20 protein-coding genes are annotated in these 21325 nt (G+C 42.0%); 5 read left to right on the plus strand and 15 right to left on the minus strand.

Annotated features, from left to right (window positions below; translation table 11 throughout):
* Positions 1-345: 345 nt before the first annotated feature.
* A complete protein-coding gene (locus ASD40_RS39220; RefSeq protein WP_327205280.1) occupies positions 346-843 on the minus strand; it encodes a PepSY domain-containing protein in 498 nt (165 codons plus the stop codon).
* A gap of 176 nt (positions 844-1019) precedes the next feature.
* Positions 1020-2501, minus strand: coding sequence for a DHA2 family efflux MFS transporter permease subunit (locus ASD40_RS07820; RefSeq protein WP_063870742.1), 1482 nt, complete (start codon positions 2499-2501; stop codon positions 1020-1022).
* A gap of 118 nt (positions 2502-2619) precedes the next feature.
* Here ASD40_RS07820 and ASD40_RS07825 point away from each other — a divergent pair, with 118 nt between their 5' ends.
* Positions 2620-3159, plus strand: a complete 540-nt coding sequence (locus tag ASD40_RS07825; protein ID WP_057302760.1) for a PadR family transcriptional regulator — start codon at positions 2620-2622, stop codon at positions 3157-3159.
* A 100-nt stretch (positions 3160-3259) separates the two neighbouring features.
* Positions 3260-3898, plus strand: a complete 639-nt coding sequence (locus tag ASD40_RS07830) for a DUF2306 domain-containing protein (protein ID WP_057302761.1) — start codon at positions 3260-3262, stop codon at positions 3896-3898.
* Between the two features lie 2 nt (positions 3899-3900).
* Here ASD40_RS07830 and ASD40_RS07835 read toward each other — a convergent pair whose 3' ends face one another.
* Genes ASD40_RS07835 through ASD40_RS07845 form a run of 3 tightly spaced genes read right to left on the minus strand, consistent with a single transcriptional unit; the run spans position 3901 to position 5303 of the window.
* On the minus strand, positions 3901-4263 hold the full coding sequence (locus ASD40_RS07835) for a dihydrofolate reductase (RefSeq protein WP_057302762.1): 363 nt from the start codon (positions 4261-4263) through the stop codon (positions 3901-3903).
* A 7-nt stretch (positions 4264-4270) separates the two neighbouring features.
* Positions 4271-4795, minus strand: a complete 525-nt coding sequence (locus tag ASD40_RS07840; RefSeq protein ID WP_057302763.1) for an AAA family ATPase — start codon at positions 4793-4795, stop codon at positions 4271-4273.
* 22 nt (positions 4796-4817) lie between these two features.
* Complete coding sequence (locus ASD40_RS07845) at positions 4818-5303, minus strand: hypothetical protein (protein ID WP_057302764.1); 486 nt, start codon at positions 5301-5303, stop codon at positions 4818-4820.
* 164 nt (positions 5304-5467) lie between these two features.
* Between ASD40_RS07845 and ASD40_RS07850 the strand changes: the two genes are divergently transcribed.
* The 3 genes from ASD40_RS07850 (at position 5468) to ASD40_RS07860 (ending at position 8892) form a co-directional block, all read left to right on the plus strand.
* Positions 5468-7060 carry an MDR family MFS transporter gene (locus ASD40_RS07850; protein WP_063870743.1) on the plus strand — a complete coding sequence of 531 codons (1593 nt, stop codon included), beginning with the start codon at positions 5468-5470 and terminating at the stop codon, positions 7058-7060.
* A gap of 66 nt (positions 7061-7126) precedes the next feature.
* Entirely contained in the window at positions 7127-7804 is a 678-nt protein-coding gene (locus ASD40_RS07855; RefSeq protein WP_057302765.1) for a response regulator transcription factor, read from the plus strand.
* On the plus strand, positions 7801-8892 hold the full coding sequence (locus tag ASD40_RS07860; RefSeq protein WP_156389931.1) for a sensor histidine kinase: 1092 nt from the start codon (positions 7801-7803) through the stop codon (positions 8890-8892). The genes ASD40_RS07855 and ASD40_RS07860 overlap by 4 nt, the downstream gene beginning before the upstream one ends.
* 1484 nt (positions 8893-10376) lie before the next feature.
* Here the strand turns inward: ASD40_RS07860 and ASD40_RS07865 are convergent.
* The 10 genes from ASD40_RS07865 to ASD40_RS07910 all read right to left on the minus strand — a co-directional run bounded on the left by ASD40_RS07865 (position 10377) and on the right by ASD40_RS07910 (position 21325).
* A complete protein-coding gene (locus ASD40_RS07865; RefSeq protein WP_057302766.1) occupies positions 10377-10763 on the minus strand; it encodes an MmcQ/YjbR family DNA-binding protein in 387 nt (128 codons plus the stop codon).
* A gap of 21 nt (positions 10764-10784) precedes the next feature.
* Positions 10785-11168, minus strand: coding sequence for a DUF2500 domain-containing protein (locus ASD40_RS07870; RefSeq protein ID WP_060647957.1), 384 nt, complete (start codon positions 11166-11168; stop codon positions 10785-10787).
* A 37-nt stretch (positions 11169-11205) separates the two neighbouring features.
* The gene (locus ASD40_RS07875) at positions 11206-11643 is read right to left on the minus strand and encodes a GNAT family N-acetyltransferase (RefSeq protein WP_057302767.1); all 438 of its coding nucleotides are present in this window, start codon (positions 11641-11643) and stop codon (positions 11206-11208) included.
* Positions 11644-11795: 152 nt separating this feature from the next.
* A complete protein-coding gene (locus tag ASD40_RS07880; protein WP_057302768.1) occupies positions 11796-12485 on the minus strand; it encodes a DUF4956 domain-containing protein in 690 nt (229 codons plus the stop codon).
* Positions 12486-12511: 26 nt separating this feature from the next.
* Complete coding sequence (locus ASD40_RS07885) at positions 12512-13207, minus strand: polyphosphate polymerase domain-containing protein (protein ID WP_057302769.1); 696 nt, start codon at positions 13205-13207, stop codon at positions 12512-12514.
* 44 nt (positions 13208-13251) lie between these two features.
* A complete protein-coding gene (locus tag ASD40_RS07890; RefSeq protein WP_057302770.1) occupies positions 13252-14841 on the minus strand; it encodes a CotH kinase family protein in 1590 nt (529 codons plus the stop codon).
* A gap of 40 nt (positions 14842-14881) precedes the next feature.
* The gene (locus ASD40_RS07895; protein ID WP_057302771.1) at positions 14882-16618 is read right to left on the minus strand and encodes a CotH kinase family protein; all 1737 of its coding nucleotides are present in this window, start codon (positions 16616-16618) and stop codon (positions 14882-14884) included.
* 12 nt (positions 16619-16630) lie between these two features.
* A complete protein-coding gene (gene pelG, locus ASD40_RS07900; RefSeq protein WP_057302772.1) occupies positions 16631-18064 on the minus strand; it encodes an exopolysaccharide Pel transporter PelG in 1434 nt (477 codons plus the stop codon).
* Positions 18045-19475 carry a GT4 family glycosyltransferase PelF gene (gene pelF, locus ASD40_RS07905; protein ID WP_057302773.1) on the minus strand — a complete coding sequence of 477 codons (1431 nt, stop codon included), beginning with the start codon at positions 19473-19475 and terminating at the stop codon, positions 18045-18047. Before pelF ends, pelG begins: the two co-directional genes overlap by 20 nt.
* A complete protein-coding gene (locus tag ASD40_RS07910) occupies positions 19472-21325 on the minus strand; it encodes a DUF2194 domain-containing protein (protein ID WP_057302774.1) in 1854 nt (617 codons plus the stop codon). Before ASD40_RS07910 ends, pelF begins: the two co-directional genes overlap by 4 nt.

The raw sequence follows: 21325 nt of genomic DNA on the forward strand, positions 1-21325 counted from the left end.
ACGAACAACCTCCGGCTAATTTCATTGTATTTTCTTAGCCTAAAAGTGTCCAACTTAATTAGGGGGCTTTATAGAATTGTTGTACATGATGCAACAACAAAGGGAGAAAGTCGAGATTTAGGCAGCAATTGTTGTACTTTCTACAACATTATTCACCTGCGAATATTTATTCAACCAGCAGCCTCAATTGGGCATATTTAACGATAGATCCCGGTGTAAGACACCTCAATGTAGAGTTAGATTGGATGAACGAATCGACGGTCTCTTCATTACAACATACGAGTGGAAAACAGTGGTTTAGCTTGCCTAAAGTTCATTCGCAGGATTTCTATGATCCCCCTTTACTTAGGCTTCTAAAACACGGCGCTTCTTCCTTTGAATTCCTTGTGCACGAAGCGTTTTGATCGATAATATAATGCCCGTAATCGTCAGGAAAATCATACTAATCGCCGCTATATCGACAAGCCATTTCACATTCGTATTCCCGATTTTCCCCTCATGAAGTCCCTTGATGAACCCTGTCAGACTGTTAGCTCCATCCTGACCGGGACCGGGGCCATTAAATGCAGGTCTATTTCCCTGCATAGCTCCAGATGTTCTTTGATCGCCCGCGGCAGAAGGAGTCATCGAATTAGAGGATTGATTAGATAGAGCCGCCCCGTCACTATTTCCGTTAGTCATACCTTGAGACATGGCCCCGGGAGGTCGCATATCTGCTCCTCTGAGCCTGTCAGCCACTTCTCGGATAAGAGAAGCCCCGTAATCGATTGGATCAAAATAAAAACCGAGCAAATCAGGCCAATCCATAAATGTAGTTGACGTGTTCTTTTCATTGAAACCCACCTTTTCCAAATTTGTTGGTATAGGTGTAAGTATAGAAGCTTATCCTGAAAATAATCTGAGGTCTAGCTGAGGGATTGCTGAGTGTAGTTAGCGCAAAAAAACCTACGGATGCACTTTTGCATACAGTAGGTTTTTTTAATGTTTTGCTAGGCGGACTGTGTCAGCTATTGGCCTTCTTATTCAGCTGGTTTGGGTTGAACAACGACCGGGGCAGTAGCAGTAGCCTTATCCGCAGGAGCAGTCTGCTTGCCAATGAACAAGCTGAGCGGCAGAGCGGCTAGCACGATGAATGTGGCTAGTAAGTAAACATCATTCACACTCATGGTGAATGATTGCATCCCGATCTGTACCTTATCCTTCAAACCGCTGCTAGCCAATTCCTTGGCATGCGTGGCTGTTTGAGTTGAAAGGACGGAAGTGAACAGGGCAATCGCAAACGAGCCGAACACGTTGCGCACCCAGTTGCTGATCGAAGTCGCATGACCGGACAACGTTCTCGGAATTTGCTCCATCCCAGCGTTGCTCGATGGCATGGTGGCAAAAGCGATCCCAAGGTTCCGAACGATCATCCAGAACACGATATAACCACGAGATACATCGACACTTAGCCAGCTAAGCGTTAATGTCCCTATAGCGATTAAGGAAATACCGATGAATATGAGAATACGCGGACCTACAATACTATATAGTTTGCCCACAATTGGCATGCTTAATGCCATCACAAGTGAGGCAGGAAGCAGGATTAAGCCCGTATCAAGCGGCGTCACGTGCTGAATATTTTGCAGAAATATAGGAGTCAAAAAAGTGCCTGAGTACAAACTAATCGTAACAATACTAGAAATAATTAGTGTTAGTGTATAACGTGAATTGGATAATACCCTAATGTTCAGCAACGGCGTCTCTACGCGCAGCTCCCTCCAAATGAAGAGCAGAAGTACGAGGATACCGAGCGCGAACAGTCCAATAACTTTACCTGATGTCCATCCCCAAGCATGGCCTTGAGAGAAAGCGACGAGTAAGGAAAGACTGCTTACGATAACCGTTAATAAGCCAAGTAAATCAAACTTTTTCGGTACAGAAAGACGATAGTAAGGAATCAATTTAAATACGAGAAGAATGGCAATGACACCGACAGGCACGTTCATGAGGAACAACCAATGCCAGCTCCAATTTTGCAAAAGCCATCCGGCCAAGGTAGGTCCAATAGCAGGAGCCATCATGGCAGATAGGGACCAAAGGGATATCGCAATCGGCTGTTTTTCCCGCGGTATCACTTGGTACACAATAGTCATAGTCGCCGGCATGATGAGTCCGCTGAAGGCGCCTTGCGCAATGCGGAAGGCAATGAGAGAAGGAGCGTCCCAAGCGACCGCGCATAAAAAGGAAAACACCGTAAAGCCCGCAAGTGCCGTGGCATATAGAAGTTTATAGCTGAACCGCTCACCCAAATAGCCTGTAATCGGAGCGATTGTACCGCTAGCGAGCATGAAGCCTGTAATCGTCCATTGAATTTTGCTTAAATCTGAATGAAAATGATCACTTAAAATCGGTATCGCAATATTAATTGTACTCATACTCAGGATCGCAACGAACGACCCGAAGAAAATGGCAATCATAATCGGCCAGAAACGCACTTGCTGTAATTCATCCTTGCTCAAAGTAATACCTCCACTCTATCCATTGATCTTATCTTTAGTATTCTCTATAATTTGAATGAAAATTATCATACTACCAAATGAACGTATATGTCAATAATGACATAACAAAGGAGTGGCTATGAATACCCTTTCATATGGCTTACTAAGCCTTTTAACCAGAAATTCCCGAACGGGCTATGAATTAACGCAAAATATTCAGCCATTTTGGCAAGCGAAGCATAGTCAAATCTATCCTCTCCTCGCCCAATTAGAACAGAAGGGATATGTTGAATTTGTGCATGTTCCTCAGTCGGATAAACCGGATAAAAAGGTGTATTCCTTAACGGATAATGGCAGGGAAGCACTCCAGCAATGGATTGCGCAGCCTACAGACGAGCCCGTCGTAAGGGATGAGTTGGCACTGAAGGTATTCTGCATTGGCCTTGTAAGCAAAGAACAAGCGCTGAAAGTGCTTTATGAGCGTGAGGAATACTACCAGAAGAAGAAAGAAAAGTTCGCACAAACTTATGAACGAATTAAACAAGAGAGTGCTAAACCGCTCGAGGAACTGGAGATCCATGATCCGTTATTCGGGCTCTATGTGCTGATCCAGAAAGCAACGCTGAAAGTAGACGCAGACTTGGTCTGGTGCGAGTGGATGAAGACTAAACTGAAATAAATGCAACGAGTTTAGATTTATTTAAGGATTCATTTAGCAGGGGTTTAGACTGGAGAAGTAAGATAGCAGAAGGAGTGATGAACGTAAACGGGGGCTGTATATGAGTAAAAAGCTAGGAATTTTCTTTGTGATGATCATCATAGGCGTGGCGATTGCCGCGGTATTTCCCTATGTCAGCTTGAATCCGGCCGACAGCCGAGTAAAGCTAAATACGGCATTTTCTCTACACTATACGGTACTTGTTCTACATATTGGATTCGCGTTCATTGCGCTCGTTAGTGGTTTATTTCAATTTCACAAGCGCTTCCGGACCAAATATCCAGCATGGCATCGGGCTTTAGGGCGCGTGTATGTCGTCAGCGTTATGCTGGGCGGTTTCTTGGGACTCGTCATGACCTTGTATATCGAAAGCTTTACGAAGGCCATGGCATTTCTAGCACTGAGTCTACTGTGGCTATTTACAACCTGGAAAGGCTTTCGCTACGCTGTCCAAAGGCAATTTGACGAGCATCGTGTATGGATGATTCGCAGTTACGCCATTACCCTCGTCGCCACATCAGCAAGACTGATTGTTCCGATTTGCATCTTGCTTTATATCGCTATGCAGGGGTTCCATCTCCCCTCGGGCGGTCGTGAACAAATGGTCGCTGACATTTTAGAAATAAACATCTGGATCGGCTTACTAATCAATCTTATTGGTGTGGAATGGTTCCTGTTAAAACCTCGAAAAGGTAAGTAGATTCACTTTTTTCTTTCATAGGTGTAATAGGTATACGGAATGGTGCCATCCATTTTCTGATGATAGGTCAGGTTGAATGCATCCTTTTCGAATTCAGGGAAATAAATATTACCTTCGATTTCTTGCTCGACAACCGTAAGATACAATTTATCGGCTGAGGGCAGCGTTTCTTTATAAATTTCTCCACCGCCAGCGATGAAGATTTCTTCCTCGTCTTTCAGCAACTCATAAGCTTCATTCAGCGATTTTACCGTTATACAATTCGTTTCCGTGATTTGCTGAGTTCTTGAAATGATAACGGTCTTTCTTTGAGGCAAAGGCTTGCCAATGGACTCGTACGTTTTTTTGAAGTTCGGCGTAGGCAAGGTATTGTTAAGATATTTTTTCTAAAATAGTACGAATAATATCTTCTGTTTGCAATTCATCCGTCATAATATGATCCTCAAAAACAGGGTCCTTTAACGCGGCTACACACTTGTCCACTTGTTGAAATTGCCATCCCCCGGGCTCATCACCACGTTTGGTTAAACGTCTATGCAGTGTTTCCGCGGAAGCGCTAAGGCAGAAATGAAAGACATTCTTGTCCACACCTTTGAATCCATCATAGATATAGTCGAAATTTCGGCGTTTATAAATGGTCATCGGCACAATGAGATGCTTGTTGTACGTCGATTTCAACTCAGCAGCAGTCTTGACCGTGAGAACCTTCCACAGCTCCATATCTTGAAAATCATCCGTTCGCTCATGGAATAGCCGACCCTCTACAGGAACTAGCTTTCTAAGCATATAACCGATCTCTTCCGGGTCAAAAATCATGCTGTTTGGGACGAAGGGGAGAAGCCCATTGGCGGCAGTTGTCTTTCCAGCTCCGAAAGCTCCATTGATCATGATAATCATGGTATTCCTCCTTATGGTTAGATCAACCGCCAACCTCTTGAATGACCGTTTGGATCTTCTGCAGCCGGATATACTCGGACTTTTCAAGCTGAGGCCGGAAGTAGGCGTAAAGATAGGCGGCGTCATGGAATGCCAGGCCGGGGTAGCAAACAACCTCTTGTACCACTTGGGGGTTATCCATAATAACCTGCCACTCGCCTTTGCGGTCTGTTGGAGATATGTTAGATAAGACATGCTTTTTCGCTGCTAAGGTAGCATTAAGTTCGGACCAAATGCATTCCCACGAGGGGCTGAAGATAACAGGCTCAGGGAACAGATGGCTTGCTTTGGCGATGGTCATCTCAATGCCTTCGATGTCAGCATCCCCGGCTTTTTTGATCGCCTCTGTCATGCCATCTAACAATCGGCGGAACCCGGAGTATCCCTCGGAGAGGACTGCATTTTGAAACGCTATTTCTGCTTCAGTGGCGGATAACATTTTGAAATCTGCGTATGTAGGATTGGCCATATAGGTATGTACCCCCAAATCGTTCCTTTTCCCAAAAATGTATCACAAATTTTTTTCCAATAAAAGCCTTTACATATGAAATTACCCTCTTTGGTTTAAATTCAGTTTATAAATGCCCCTTATGCTAATTTCATTCGAAGGAAATGGCAAAGGAGCGATTATTAATGAGTAGTGAACCAAAGAAAGTAGCGTGGATTATTGTAGGGTTAATGCTCGGGATGCTGTTGGGAGCCTTGGATCAGACGATCATCTCGACGGCGATGCCAACGGTTATTCGAGATCTGGGCGGGATTGCGATGTACAGCTGGGTGTTCTCCATCTACATGTTAACCTCAACGACAAGTATGCCCATCTTTGGGAAATTGGCTGACTTGTATGGCAGAAAGCGTATTTACCTCGTAGGGATTGGTATTTTCATAATCGGCTCTGCGCTATGCGGGCTGGCGACGAACATGACGGAGCTCATCATCTACCGCGGACTGCAGGGTATTGGCGCCGGTGCCTTAATGCCGATAGCCATGACGATTATTGGCGATATTATGCCGGTAGAGAAACGAGGGAAAATGCAAGGTTTGTTCGGCGGTGTAATGGCTTTGTCTAGTATTATTGGGCCAGCGATCGGCGGTTTTATCGTGGAACATTTGAACTGGAGCTGGATTTTCTATGTGAATCTTCCGTTTGGTATCGCAGCGATGGTGATTATCGGTTCAGCACTTAAAGAAAGCCGTACTAATGAGAAACGCTCCATAGATTGGTTAGGTGCACTCACATTAAGCGGAGCAATTGTTTCGGGTTTACTCGGTCTGGTGCTAGGGGGCGATCCGGAGGCAGCGGGAAGCCTGCATTATGCGTGGGGATCACCACAAATTATTGGTCTTTTCTCGGCGTGCGCCATTCTTCTGGGACTGTTCCTCTGGGTTGAAACCAAAGCCAAAGAGCCAATGATCCCCCTGCATTTGTTCAGAAATAAAGTCATTTCCGTCACCAGTATGATTGCCGTTTTGATGAGCGTAGGCATGTTCGGAGCTATTACTTACATTCCTTTATTCGTGCAGGGCGTCATTGGCGTCAGCCCTTCGATTGCGGGATACATCTTGACGCCTCTTATGTTATCCGTTGTGGCATCAGCCATTATGGGCGGAAGGATGTCGAGCAAAGTTTCCTATCGCACCTTAATAGGTACGGGGATGATTCTCATAGGTATCGGTTTTACCTTCATGTCGACCATGGATGCAGGTACTTCTAAGCTCCTCATCATCCTCTATATGATCGTGGCTGGCCTAGGAATGGGCCTCATTATGCCAACACTAAACATTGCGGTGCAAGGTGAGGTTGGGGCGACTAGTCGCGGTATCGTAACCTCGCTCATTCAGTTTTTCCGTTCCATCGGGGCAACGGTAGGAGTGAGCATCATGGGGGTCATGATGACGAATCGTATGGCAGATGGCCTTTCCGGTATGGGCGAAAAGTTCCGTCAAATCCCTGAGCAGCAGCTGAAACAATTCGCCAATCCACAGCTGCTGCTGGATGCGAATGCGCGAGCGAAGCTGCCTGCTGAGATATTGACAGAGCTGCAGCATGTGTTTGTTCATGGCTTGAGCGGCATATTCTTGGCGGGGAGTCTCATTGTTTTTGCCGGAGTTATCATTACTCTCTTCTTGGGTAAGTCAAGGATGCTGCCGCAAGTGACAAATCCCATTGACAACGATGTACGACCGAATAAAGACTCGGTGCTGCAGCAATCTGAATTCGTCTAAACCCGTTTCCTGTTGTATGCTAGAAAGATAAAGAAGAAGATTTCACAAAAGCGAGGCTAGATGCAAATGGCACCTATTATGATCGTAGATGATGATCCTTATATACGCGAACTGGTCCGCGTCTTCATGCTGAAAGAAGGCTTCGATGTCATCGAAGCCTCTGACGGCGCTAATGCGCTCAAACAGCTCGAAACCGTCCAAGTCGACATGGTGATCATGGATATCATGATGCCGAATATGGACGGGTGGGAGCTGTGCAAAGAGCTGAGGGAGCATTACGATATCCCTCTGCTCATGCTCACTGCCAAAGGCGAAACCTCGCAGAAGGTCAAAGGCTTCGAGCTGGGCACCGACGATTACCTCGTCAAGCCATTCGAGCCTGTGGAGCTCGCGATGCGAGTGAAGGCGCTGCTGAAGCGTTACAAAATCGCTTCTTCCCAAACGGTTCAGGTCGGAGACCTGAGCATGAACCGCAAAACCTACGAAGTAGCCGTGGGCTCCGAGAGCGTCACCCTACCGCTCAAAGAATTCGAGCTGCTCTACAAGCTGGCGAGCTACCCAGGCAAAACCTTCTCGCGTGACCAGCTGATCGAGCAGATTTGGGGCTTCGATTACGAAGGTAACGAACGTACCGTAGATGTGCACATTAATCGGCTCCGAGAGCGGTTTCCCGAGGAGCGGCACGCTTTTCGGATCGCAACCATTCGCGGGTTAGGTTATCGGATGGAGGTGCTGCGAACATGAGAATGAAGAAGCGAAAGAGCGTAGTGAAGAGTAAAATGACAAAAGCTCAGCGGATACGTGGCTTTTTGACTACTGTAAGCATATTTTTGCTTATTATTCTTTATTGGTTGGCAGCCTTTTACGGGACAGAATGGCTATTTGCGTCTATCAACAAGCGCCCTTCAGCGGTCGTTGTCCAATTGATCAACTCGCTCGGCGGCATGTTTCTTTGGGGAATAACCATGGCCTTCCTAGGCAGGTTTTTTCGCAGTAAGCAGATGCTCTTCTTTAAAACGATGGTTCAGGCGATTCAAAGTATGTCCAGAGGGGATTTCAACGTGTCCGTCGATAATAATCCACATGGTGGTCCTTTCGTGGAGCTGGTGGATTCGATCAACAATATGGCCGTTGAATTAGGGCAGTTAGAGAAAATGAGGCAGGAATTCATCTCCAACGTATCCCACGAAATACAGTCGCCTCTGACCTCGATTAGCGGCTTCTCCCGCGCTCTACAGAATGAACAGATTACACCTGCGGAACGTAAACATTATCTAGAAATCATTGAAGCTGAGAGTACACGGCTATCCAAGCTTAGCGATAACTTGCTGAAACTCTCATCGTTAGAATCGCAGCATCACCCATTTGAGCCGAAAAGTTACCGGCTGGATAAGCAAATACGCAATCATATACTGGCCTGCGAACCGCAGTGGGTGGATAAAGATATAGAGATGGATGTTGAACTAGAGGAGATTACACTAATTGCTGACGAAGACCTGCTGGGCCAGGTATGGACCAATCTGATTCATAACGCAATCAAATTCACGCCTATTGGAGGAACCATCGGCGTTCATCTCACAGGCAGTAGGGACGAAGCGATTATCCGAATTTCGAATAATGGGGCAGGTATTACGGAGGAGGATCGAGCGCATATATTTGAACGCTTTTATAAAGCAGATAAATCCAGAAATCGAACGTCTGGCGGTAATGGACTTGGCCTATCTATCGTGAAGAAAATTACCGAAATGCATCAGGGAACTATTTCCGTAGTCAGTGTGCCGGAAGAGAAGACCACATTTACAGTTCAACTCCCGCTGCTAAGTAAGGAGTGAACGCAAATAGAGACCCCCGCTTATCTATGATAACCGGAGGTCCCTAAGGATCAATAATGGTATTCAATTGTACCTACACAACTCCAATCAATCAACTAACGTTGCAAATTACGACTTTTCTTACGAACGGATCCTTTCCTCGAATAAACGCTATTCACATTTACCGTGTTGGATTCCCACATGCCCGATGAACGAAAAACCGTTCCCGCACCTTTTCTTCCGTCGTTTGAAGTAAAAGTGGGCATGTTTCGCTAACGTGGTCCATTGGACTATCCCCTTCCTAAGTTGAGAATATCCTGGCTCCTATCAGGGTGCCGTACCGTCTGTGCGGCTTGTCCTTCAAGTGGGCCTGCTCTTATAATAGCCCATTATTAAAATATTGTAAATATTCAGATTATTCGATAAAATCCAATTTTTGCCGACAAATTTAGGTTATTCGTTGAATTGCTTCGGTATACTTTGTTTTTAGGCGAAATCCTGAAATTTCGTTTGCGACTGCTAAGTCAACTTGCAATCTCGAGGTGGAACTCGCTTTGTGAGCGTGTTTGTCGCGAGTGAACTGCTCCTGGGGAGAGTGAGGCTATGCGGGCTTGATGCCGATTTCCATTACTAGCGGGAAGTGTTCAACACAATTCCTCTTGAGTGTGAGGTGTCAACTAGACTCCTTTAGCATGTGACACTCTTTGGACTGCTCGAACGCCATTTGATGTATAACGTAAACTAGATGCACAAAATGCATGTAATGTGGTTTTCGCGCTCTACAACACTGACTCCGTAACCTTTTCTTACAATTGCAGCACGATCCAACTGACAGCATTCTATCTACTCTGCTCTCTAATGTGAACTCTCCTGCTCATAAGCATGTTTTTCATCGTTAAAGTTGGGGTACTGCTCAAAATCATTAATATAACGATGAAAAACATCGTTATACTTCTATCTGCAACGGTTGTATGAGAGTTATCTAGCTCGTAAGGGTGTTTTTCATCGTTAAAGTCGGGATGCTGCTCAAAATCATCACTATAACGATGAAAAACATCGTTATACTTCAAACTGCAACGGTTGTATGAGAGTTATCTAGCTCGTAAGCATGTTTTTCATCGTTAAAGTCGGGAAGCTGCTCAAAATCATTAATATAACGATGAAAAACATCGTTATACTTCTATCTGCAACGGTTGTGTGAAAATTCTCTAGCTCGTAAGCATGTTTTTCATCGTTAAAGTCGGGAAGCTGCTCAAAATCATCACTATAACGATGAAAAACATCGTTATACTTCTATCTGCAACGGTTGTGTGAGAGTTCTCTAGCTCGTAAGGGTGTTTTTCATCGTTAAAGTCGGGGTATGGGGGACCGCTCAATATCATCACTTTAATGATGACATTTATCGAATGATCGACTGAGGCTTAGATAATAGACACTTGGGGAGGCACTTTGCAAACTGGACGCCGAAAACCGGTTTAATGGAAAACAACCGTCAAAACATGCAGTTATTTCCGAGTTGCTTGCAGCTGGCTGAGAAGCTTTTTCGGAGCCGTTCGGGCATAGCCTTCCATCATCAGGTCTTCGATTTCACTCCAAGGTACCTTATCTGTATCTAGAATCGATACCCAGCCATGCTGTCCAATGTAGGCTGTTTTGTGATAGGGTGTATCCTCTTGCTGAAGGAGGAACTCTTGTGTTGTTAGGTTTGTTTTGATAGCTGTAGATGGTTGACCATCCGTCTCGCCCATCATCACGAAGGGTTTATCTTTCACACGGAAGGTGATGTGACCGAAGCCATCCACTTTTTCTTCAACCTTCGGCAGTTCCATGCAGAAAGCTCTAACTTTGACGACCAATTCTAAGCCCTTTACGCTTGTTAACTGATGTGTCATATGAAGCACTCCTTATGAATCTTATGATAGAGGTCGAAAGAATTCCTTGAACCTTGTGCCTTGATACGTTAGTGTTCCCTGGTCACCCTCTACGATATAACCAAACTGCTCCCGTCCCACCCCTAACTCAAGCCTGCTTCGGTCTTCGAATTCAAAGGTAGCATAATAACTCGTACTTGTACTTGAATCTCCAGAACCACCGCTGACATGCATTCTTTTGGCTACGACCTTACAGTTCCGGCTTTGGATGGGGGCGGCATTATTGGATGACCATGTCATAAGTGATTTGATAATCAAAATGATCAAAGTGCCAATAATGAGAACGAATACACTCGTAAAGATAATTAGAAAAAGATTTCCGCCGCTTCCCCCAGAAAAAGGCCCCATGTTAAATCCAGATGACATGTCTTTCACTCCTTAGTGTAAACATATTCCCGATTTTCTAGAGAAATCGTTTAACGAATCGGTAACCTGTTTCATGAAAGCCTAATGGCTCATTGGCAGCCCGTGTTGCGTCATTCTTCTCTGATCCTGTAATCCACCACATACCGGAGCAGGCATGCTTGCTCGTTAACTGCTCGGCATAGCTTTTTAATTTATCTGCGGCTGCTTGGCGGCTCTTCGTTTCATCAACAGAAATGACGGAGATTTCACTGAATTTCAAAATCATATCGGCACCATGTCGAATACGAAAGCCTAATGTACCAAGAATTTGGTTCCTCTCCTCATACACATAGAGGGATTCATCCGGGTTCTCACGCATAAAATGCAGCCTATTTTCAATGTGCAAAGGTGAAATAGCCTTGCCGGTACGCTCTGAAACAAAGCTGCTTATTTGTTTGGTATCTTGGGATGTAGCCTCACGAATGGTATATGTCATAGTCGTCCTTCTTTCTATAATCCAATGATCCTTCTAATTATACCATATATTGGAACATAAGTTCTATGTTTGTATGATAACCATGTAAATCAGCCAATCATTATTAATAAAAAAACCGTCTGCGTGGATGCAAACGGGGCGTTCTAGCCTTATTAAGGTGCGTAGTCACCGTTATAATTGACAAGGGATACATCATGTATGCCTGGTAATTCCGAAAGTTCGTTTACAAAAAAAGTATTGTCGGTTTTCAACTTGATCTCTACTGTCATTTCTGTGATTCCTTTGCGTACGGTCTTTGAACGAAGCACACCTTTAAGCTTGGTGACTTGTACTTTGACTGCATCATAGGCTTCGTCAGTAAAGTGAATTACAAGCAGATAGGTAGCATTTTTGATTTTCTTGCGAGATAATAACAGGATTGTAATCCCTACAATAATCGATCCTAGAATGGCAACTGGTAACATACCAGCTCCGGCAGCAATACCAGCGAAAATAGACCAATACATAAACATGATATCAACAGGATCTTTCACTGCTGTACGAAAACGCACAATACTGAGTGCGCCTACCATACCTAGGGATAGGACGATATTCGTACTGATTGTGATTATGATAAGTGATGTAATCATGGTCATGATCACAAATGTAATGTTATAGCTATGGCTGTATACAACACCGCGAAATGACTTTTTATAAATATAGTAAATAAACAAACCAATAAAAAGTGAAATAAGAAGAGTCCAGAATAAATCAACATAAGAAATGGCTGTGAAAGAATCTAGCTTGAGCATACTCTTTTTTATTAAATCTCGTGCTCCAAATGTTTCTTCTAAATCGTTCATAATATAAATCTTCCCTTCTTTACGCGCTAATGGCTATAGTAGAGCTTTGCAATTTCACGGCAAATTACGTATTTAGAAATAGCTGTTCGTTGATGCGATGTGATTTGCAGAGCGCGTCGAACGAATTCAGGCAAAAATTCATTGTACTTCACTTCCATCACAAGAATAGGCTGCTGAAATGCATCCATAGTAACCAACTCGGGGTCGAATAAATCAAGAGAGCTTACATTTCCTCTTAGATCTTTATCAAACGTTACGCGAACTTCACTTAGATCTAGTTTATAAGCTTCTCGTTTGTAATCAACAATGGACTTTGGAACAAGCCGATGCAGTTTAATTTGCTGATGAAAATCCTTAAGCAGGGGGTGCTCCAGCTTCTCTAGAAAATCATTATCACCGACAAGTAATCGATCGGTTTGTTCTCTTGTTAAAGCCGCGGACTCTTTGTTAATTAAATCCCCGAATTTTCGTTTCCGTTCCAAATGGATAACTGCATCACTTTTGTTATAGATTCTAATTCGATATTTGTTTCTCAATAAAACACCGCTATTCTTGTGAATGAGTGCCGAGTCGTAAATATCATCGAAATATAGACTTCGAATTTCGTAGCCCTCATCGTCAATTGAATGAGGATCTTTCTCTAGGACTGAAGAGATTCTATGGCGTAAAGCGACGTATTCATGATAATGAATATAATATTTCAACTCATGCCTTAACTTCATATTTCCTCTTTGGATGATTGCACCTCCAGTAACCGTTATATGCCTTAATTCAAACCGTACTTTTCGATCTGAACTTTTGTTAAATTAAATTCTTCTTGAAGCTCAGTACGCATATAAGAAGGACGTTCTTTTGCAAACTGTCGCAGGCTTTCCACATTATCTTCCCATTCTGTTATGCTGCCACCCCATTTTTCCAAGTGTCGGCCCATCTCTGGTTTCATTTGATTGTAAATCTGATCAATGACTGAGAGTACCCGATTTGGTTGAAATGTGTTCTGTAAATGGAAGGAAAAACGCGTTAAAAACAGATCACGAAATTTTTCATTCTTTAAAAGCTGTTGAAGTATTGCGGGAGAAAGCAGAAGATCCTTCTCCTTAATTTTTTTCTTACTATTCAAAATGCGATGAAGAGAAGGAGTCGCAGGATCACCGAAGCTCTGATCGGTGTCATAGACAATCCATTTCCACTTGCTTCCGTCTTCGGATGTTCTCCAGTATCGAATGTTATGATCAGGCCAATCTACGTTGGCGATGAAGGTTTCTGAGATATGATAATCGATAAAATTGGTGACATCGATTTGGCTAGCAACATAATCGTAGGACTCCGCTAGTTTGAGATCGTGGTTTTGAATGTAATTGATTAACGACAAATAACTGGTATTACTTCCATGCTTGACGATTGCATCTGATTCCAGAAGATTAATATCTTTTTCATCGACTTGATGGTGGGAGGCAAGAAAAGACTCGTCTATTTTTTCGCGAAGATCATGTATTCCCCAATATTGAGCGTTCAGATAAACCACGACAGGGCGATAGGCTTGGACATCCAATCCGGAGTCTTTCAGTAACGTAGCTACTAATCCGTCAAGGAAGTGTGTACGGTTAAAATCTTGACCTGAGTTTCTTAATATAATAGCATGCATGGGCGGAATATTCTGCCCGTGAAATAGTGATGCGTCTATTTTTTGACCGTTTTTTTTGCCCGAAGATAAAGCTAAAGCTTTTTGTGGAAGTGCCCGTGTATTGCCTCCGAATATCTCAGCAGTGAGGTCACTTTCTAACCGAAGTTCACCATTTGTTTCGAGAAACTCAAGATGAATAGGAATCTTCCAGTCCTCCCAGAAGTTAGCGCCTTGGTAAGGTGATTTCGATGAGGCTTTTGGGCCTTTCACGTAAATCCCCTTTTGGTTCGACCAAAGGTTGTCGGGATCGGTAGAGAGTGAAAAGACAGCTAAAGATTGTGATTGTCCAATGAAATAAGTTGCGGTAACGACAGTGCTTGATAACTTATCGGATAAATAAGTTCGAGCCTTTACGACCGTTGTTTCTTTAATTGTTATAGATTCTTTGTATACTGGAGAAGCTTTAGTAGGCTCAGAACCATCTAGTGTATACCGAATAACTCCTTGCTTCTCTGAAGCATCTAGAGCCAATAAGATACCTTCTGCATAAAATCCACCAGGTATTGAGAGTCGCGGTGCGGATACACGCTCCGACAAAGTTGATGGGATGTTTTGCACGGCATTCGGTGGTCCTTTTTCGTCATTAGCAGGGAATAACCACAAGTAAACGAGAATCCCGCCTACGACTAAACTGATTAAGAGAATGAACCATTTCATAGTTAACTTGGTCATAAAAGCCTTCCTCGGTGAGCAAGTCTAGTTAGAAAATTGGTTATTCGACATTGTACACCCGCATACCATGATAGATGTTATCAGATACATCCGTGTAATCATCGAATGGAATTTGTTTGTTTCCTTTGCTGTCCTTGACAATGACTCGCCAAAAATAAGTACCTTTTGTCAACCCATTGACATCATAGTGTGAACCCTTTAGCCCTGGTTGATCTGCAACTAGTTTGGTAAATTGGGGATCCTTGCTTATTTGAAAATCATACGTTAATTCATCACTTTGTAAATCAAAAGATTGATCCCAGTAGAATGTCGTTGTATTGTCTTTGACCTCGGGGTTTCCGAGGAAGATGGGCATTGGGTTTTCTAGTGTTTTATAGTAATTGTTTTTTTTCAAATCAGGTAGATTAGTAAGTCGGTTATATTCACTTTCAAAGAATTTGAAACCACCTGCTGGTAAGGTATTAATATCAGGCTGATTATTTACAAACTTGGAAACGATGGGGTGATAAGAATTAAGGAAAGATTGGGTTTGCTCTTTCGTAATAATTTTCGATAATTCCTCAATTTTATCATTGAGTTGTTTGACGTTAGCAGGATCTTTGAAGAATCTTCTCTGTAATAAGGAATCCCAATAATTGGCGATACCAATTGACCAACTAGCGCGTAATCTAGCTTCTTTTGGACCTTGGCCGTACCAATCCCACCCGCCATCATAATCCCAAGGTAAGAAATACCAGGTTTCTGAATTTGATGGACTATACAACATAAAATTCTGATTAATTGTATCTGTGTTATCGAATAAAATGTTAGTAGCCATCCATGTTAAGAAATTATCTCGGTTGAAATATTTATTCACAGTATCATTAATATTTTTTGAAGTATCGTTGACTTCATCAAGCATATGCAATAATTTGGTATGGTTTTCACTGCCGTTGATTTTCAATATTTTTTCGAATTCTGACTTATTGTACTTAGGGTCATTAGTTTCTACTAGAACATCAGGATATCTTTGAAAAAGAAAGTTATTCGCTTTATATAAGTTTCCGTTTGGGTCTAGTCCATGATATTTGAGAAATGTCTTATCTGGCTGCTCAATATCTGTATATAATCCGTAATCAACGAATTCTTTGTCCGGAACCTTTGTTGTCAAATCTTTAATTTTCAATTGGACAAAATGGGTGCGAAGACTTGACATGTTAGGAATAAGTTTTAAATAATCAAAACTTAGTTTATTACGTACCCGGGACAATTCAAAAGCATGTTTATTGAGATTTAAGATTTTATGTTCTTGCCATAGCCCAGCTTTATTGTTTAATTTAATTTTATAAGACTTTTGGTTAGCGGCACGGGTAGAATTACCTCGAATTTCAAGAGTTGCATTGGCCGTTTTTTCACTATAACCAAGACCTCCCTTAATCGGTCCTACCTCATCACCTTCTTGAATGATTACTTCTACTTGTGGATCGGCTTCTCCATCGGGCAATCGACCGCTTGTGTTATTAATTTCCGTAAAAGAAAATACGGGTTTATTTTTGGAAGAGCCACTCTTCATGATGGTTACGTACATAATATGAAGACCATCTGACTTATCTAATTCGTAGATGGCACGGCTTTCTTTCAAATCTACTGTTTTGGAAGAACTAAGTGGAGAATCTTGACTTACAGATAAGCCTGTTGTGCTTTTCTCTTCACTTGCTGACTTGCTTCCCAAACAGCCTGAAACCAACAGGGTAATAAGGATTAAGGTTATCGATAGCTTACTCCATGTATATCGCATGACAATCTCCTATCAGTTATTGAAACGAAAACGGTTCATTAATTTTTTTAAAATCGTTTTATTCTCTTTTACAACTAAGGGTTGAGCACAGAAAGTATAATAATCAATATTTTTTAGTATATAAAGGAGCCTCATTATTGCCATACCTACTGCAACTGCAGCAGAAATAAGAAGTCCTAAGCCATGATGACCTGTTGTAATAATGATAGGCGTCGCAATCAAGTTAGCTATCAAAAAGAGCGATGACGTGAGAAGCGCGCCTTTGCGGTCATCGAAATAAAGCAACAACAGAACAATAATATACATAAGAATGTATAAACAATCACCTAGTACCAGAATGTTAAAAGAGTCGATTTGTTCGGCAGTTTGCCCTAAATTCGGTAAAAACTTGATGCCAATCGCCATAGCGAAAAGAGAGAAGAAGAGTTGGATTTGCATGATGAAACTTAGCTCCTGTAGGAGCACATCGTTCATTTCTTTCTTGGCACGTGCGATATCTTGAATCGTTCCGGAGCCCAAAATAACCGAATAGTAGCTTCTGAATTTCTCATAGAATGACGTTTCTACAGAGACAACAAAAATAACCATTGTCGGTATGACGGATAAGAAAGCAAAAAAAACAGGAACGTCATAGGAGGGGGAGAATCGAAAAGTATCACCGACGGTAATGCTCATTTTGCTTCCCCAGTAGATAAAGTTATGCACATAAATGCCGAGTGTAGAGATGAAACCAATTGCAAAAACGGCAGGTAATTTAGTAATATACCTTAAAAAGTGAAAGTATCTTGTGCCACCTTGAAGGAAATACCCTTCAATATGTGTCATCAGTAGAATTAATGTAGTAAGGAATCCAATATCCATGGCAGCGATTGTGGCATAGGCCTCTTGAATACTTAACACTTTGAGCAAAAGAACTCCACTTAAGATGGTTACAATGGCTCCATAGAAAAAACTTTTGACAATTCGTATATAATCTTTCAGGGCGGAAACATAAACCGTTAATAGCCAAATAATAATTAGTTCCATAAAGAGCAGATATTCCGCAATTTTAAAGGTGAGTGAAAGAGGAGAGCGAAGCAAGAATGCAATTCCAACAACTCCCCCAATTAATAGACAAATGGACATAACGCCGTACAAAGAAGGAAGCAGATCTTCATATTTTTTCTCATATAAACGATCAGCAACATAGCGAGAAAGCAACATGACAAATCCGCTAGTAAGAAGCAGAGAGAATATAAAAGCGTACTGTGAGCCAGCTAAAAATAATTCTTTCTGTGCAAAGGGCATATTTACATAGCTCTGCAATTTTTGCATGACAGCTACCATGACCATGCAAAGCAGCATTGGGCCAATGGTAACTAATGAGGAATAGGCGTAAGCCCGGATATTAGTGAATAAGCTTTTTTTCCGAAAGAGTTTTCTTAGTTCAAACCCGATCCCTGCCATATAGACTCCTCTCGTAATCGTTATAAATATTTCTATAACCTTCGATGAAACGATCCCTTGAATAGATTGCTGAAACTCTTCGTTTGCCGTTGAGACCCATTTGCTCACGAAGTTGCTTATTCTGACATAAGGAGATGATTGCCAAACCAAGTTTCTCGTAGTGCATAACAGGCTCAACGATGCCAGCAGGACCGAAGTCATCCTGATTACCGTAGAGTAACTCACGACAACTTCCTACATCTGTCGTAACAAATGGCTTACTTGCTGCTAGACCTTCAAGCACGGCAAGAGGTTGTCCCTCGCTAATACTTGTAAGAACAAGGATATCCATCTTTCCGATATACTCACGAACATTAATACTACCGGTAAAAATAATATCTTCTGTACCAAGTTCTTGTACTAGCTGCTGGCACTCTTCATAGTACTCCTCATCCTCATCGATTGGTCCAAAGATATAGAATTTCGCATTTGAAATAGTATGTTTGACCAAGGCAAAGCTTTGAATCATAGTTTTAATATCTTTAATAGGAACTATTCGTACGACAGCACCGATGGAGATCTCTGTGTCATTCTCTTTCTGCTGGAGAGAGTCATAATCACTAGACTGAACACCATTGGGGATTATTGTTATTTTATTGCCGTCGCATCCAAGCTCTTCTTGAATTTCTTTGTTACGGTTGAACAAGGAAATTACTTTGTCAGTGTACGAATAAGCACAGTTAGATAAATTATAGAAATACTCAATCCAAACATCCTTGAAATACCCTTTTACCCAGTCAGCTTTAATAATTTCCTCTTCCCGCTCTCGGGTGTAAATACCATGCTCGGTAAGCAAGAAAGGCTTGTTATAAAGGTGCTTGCCAAGCGAGCCAAGAACACCGGCATAACCTGTTGCGACACTATGGTACAGATCAGCTTCAGGCATAGGATTACGTATTGTTAAAAACAAAGGAAGAACCATGGAACGCATAGTCCAATACATTTCGGTAAACGGCGTCTGTGAGTAACGAAGATTACATACTTCGTACATGATGTCGAAGAAATCTTTACTGGTCAAGAATTCAGAAACAGAATTAATCCGATCACTAAGCAAAAAGTTGAATAGGTTTCCCCAATCAATTTTCTCGCCAGCTAGAAACGAGTAAAGTGTCTCGCGTTCACTTTTGGAAATCTTATAGCGTTTCCCCCATATTTCTTCCTCATTAAGAAAAGTATCTAGGAAAGTTTCTCTTATCTCGATGACATTGTGAGGCAAAGCATACTTAAATTTCCCGCGTGATTTCTCTTCAGCACCGATGACATAAAGTATAAATTCATGCTCAGGCATATTCGTGATTAAACTATGAATCCAACTTGAGACACCACCAGTAATATAGGGGTAAGACCCCTCAGCAAGGATACAGATTCTCATGATTGATCTCCCAATTCTATGGTAAAATGTGCTGCCTTGGCCTGCACTATATAAGTGTTATTATCAATTAAGGTAATGGAGCAATGATCCAATCTACCGATCTTACTTGTCGTACGTAAGATATAATTGAGCTCACCATGAAAGTTATTCACGTATCCATCGATCTTGTTCTTATCTTTCTTGAAAACGACTTGGCTATCTAAGTAATCCTCGAATGCAGTTCCAGCATCTGAGGCCGTCATGGGACGTAACCATTTATATTTATCGTAAATAATTTCCATTATTTGATCGAATTCTTTGAACAACTGATCCCATGATTTATTTTTAGTTCGTGCAGGATCCAATACATCGTCAGGATGAATAAAGTGCGAGAAGACACCAATAGATGTAATTGCATTGAAAATATCCCAATTCGTTACCTGGTCAAAATGATATCCGGAGGAAACACGTGGAAGTTCAAGAATGCCATCTGCGCTTCTACTATACTCCTGAACATAAGATTTATCGTAGGGGTCTTCGCTATAGATGGAGGCTATAATTTTAAGATCAGGGAGCGAATTCTTAAGTGCCTCTCTACCTTCATCACTCAAAACATTGGAGGGTGGCACGTACGTACGCAATTTGTATTTGGGATAGATGTCTGCAAAGTATTTACGTGCTTCAGAAATGGATAATTCCATGTCTTCTTGTGATTGCCAAAGCTTGTACCCAAGGGAAAGAGAGGTTGCGGTAGATTTGGAATAATCGGTAACCAAAGATTGATGGTTATATCCATGGAGACCTAATTCACCGCCTAGCTTCAGGACTTCCCTGCCATATATAATTAAATTTTCTTTTTCTTGACCTTGTGCAGTGTTGAAAGGTGGTTTAATTGAATTATTATAATTTTCGATAAGAACTCCTGTGTAAATAACCCCTCTATTTTTGGCTATTTTGATCATATCAGGCCACCAAATGTCACGATAAAACCGTTGATTATCTCGACCATACTCTTTGTATATTGTGTTTTCCTTCCCGTTTCCAAAGGGAGCAGGAAAATCATCAATGTAAGCAACCTTGGTATTAATAATGGGGTAGATAAAATTATCATTGATAAGACTTAGCGCCCCGGCTATGAGTCCACGGCTAGTTTTTTCTTGAAGTGTAGAACCGTTGAAAACTAAAAACTTTCCTTTTCCATAGGTATAACCCCACATTAAGGGGTTATTTTTATCAGTTACAGCATAGATCGTGCTGTTATTGTTGAGCTCAAAGAAGATCATTGCATTCTCGATGAAGTCTCCTTTGAATTCCATTCCTTTGCCTTGTATTAAAATATTAGATGTTAGCTTAATTCCTTTTTCGTTCACATAGGGGCCTATTGAATTGATTCCAAGTTTACGATAAATCGTATACAAGCTGTCGCTAACCAAAGGACTTTCGGCGAATAAGACACGCCCTCCGTTGTCGACGTATGTAATAAGAGCATCTAAATTTTTAATTTTTGTTAGATCCTGCAGGGCAATAATGATGGTTTCAAAGCCTTTAGTCGTGCCATCAAACGCGCCGATCTCCATGCTTTGAGGCTTTTTTTTCATATAATTAATAGTATTCTCTACATTTTTCGCCAATCTCGGGCTAACTATTTCTTCTTGGTCGTAAAGAATGAGGAAATTCTCGGTATTTATTGCGTTGAATTCTTTTGGGTCCAATGCATTGTATGAGGAAGTATCCGCAGTGGAAGTGATGTTATTGTTTTTAGTTAACTTGAATAGAAAATCGGAGCGTACGGTTTCAAGTGAGATCCCTAGAACGACTATGACGAGTACTACAATAATAGTCGTTCTTTTAAAATAATCAAAGGTTTTCAT

This window comes from Paenibacillus sp. Root444D2 (assembly GCF_001426375.1).
Lineage (GTDB): Bacteria > Bacillota > Bacilli > Paenibacillales > NBRC-103111 > Paenibacillus_E.

Bases quoted from the DNA above. Each gene is read 5' to 3' on its own strand.
- ASD40_RS07825 (WP_057302760.1), top strand. From the start codon at position 2,620: ATGAATACCCTTTCATATGGCTTACTAAGCCTTTTAACCAGAAATTCC.
- ASD40_RS07830 (WP_057302761.1), top strand. From the start codon at position 3,260: ATGAGTAAAAAGCTAGGAATTTTCTTTGTGATGATCATCATAGGCGTG.
- ASD40_RS07840 (WP_057302763.1), bottom strand. From the start codon at position 4,795: ATGATTATCATGATCAATGGAGCTTTCGGAGCTGGAAAGACAACTGCC.
- ASD40_RS07845 (WP_057302764.1), bottom strand. From the start codon at position 5,303: ATGGCCAATCCTACATACGCAGATTTCAAAATGTTATCCGCCACTGAA.
- ASD40_RS07850 (WP_063870743.1), top strand. From the start codon at position 5,468: ATGAGTAGTGAACCAAAGAAAGTAGCGTGGATTATTGTAGGGTTAATG.
- ASD40_RS07855 (WP_057302765.1), top strand. From the start codon at position 7,127: ATGGCACCTATTATGATCGTAGATGATGATCCTTATATACGCGAACTG.
- ASD40_RS07860 (WP_156389931.1), top strand. From the start codon at position 7,801: ATGAGAATGAAGAAGCGAAAGAGCGTAGTGAAGAGTAAAATGACAAAA.
- ASD40_RS07865 (WP_057302766.1), bottom strand. From the start codon at position 10,763: ATGACACATCAGTTAACAAGCGTAAAGGGCTTAGAATTGGTCGTCAAA.
- ASD40_RS07870 (WP_060647957.1), bottom strand. From the start codon at position 11,168: ATGTCATCTGGATTTAACATGGGGCCTTTTTCTGGGGGAAGCGGCGGA.
- ASD40_RS07875 (WP_057302767.1), bottom strand. From the start codon at position 11,643: ATGACATATACCATTCGTGAGGCTACATCCCAAGATACCAAACAAATA.
- ASD40_RS07880 (WP_057302768.1), bottom strand. From the start codon at position 12,485: ATGAACGATTTAGAAGAAACATTTGGAGCACGAGATTTAATAAAAAAG.
- ASD40_RS07885 (WP_057302769.1), bottom strand. From the start codon at position 13,207: ATGAAGTTAAGGCATGAGTTGAAATATTATATTCATTATCATGAATAC.
- ASD40_RS07890 (WP_057302770.1), bottom strand. From the start codon at position 14,841: ATGACCAAGTTAACTATGAAATGGTTCATTCTCTTAATCAGTTTAGTC.
- ASD40_RS07895 (WP_057302771.1), bottom strand. From the start codon at position 16,618: ATGCGATATACATGGAGTAAGCTATCGATAACCTTAATCCTTATTACC.
- pelG (WP_057302772.1), bottom strand. From the start codon at position 18,064: ATGGCAGGGATCGGGTTTGAACTAAGAAAACTCTTTCGGAAAAAAAGC.
- pelF (WP_057302773.1), bottom strand. From the start codon at position 19,475: ATGAGAATCTGTATCCTTGCTGAGGGGTCTTACCCCTATATTACTGGT.
- ASD40_RS07910 (WP_057302774.1), bottom strand. From the start codon at position 21,325: ATGAAAACCTTTGATTATTTTAAAAGAACGACTATTATTGTAGTACTC.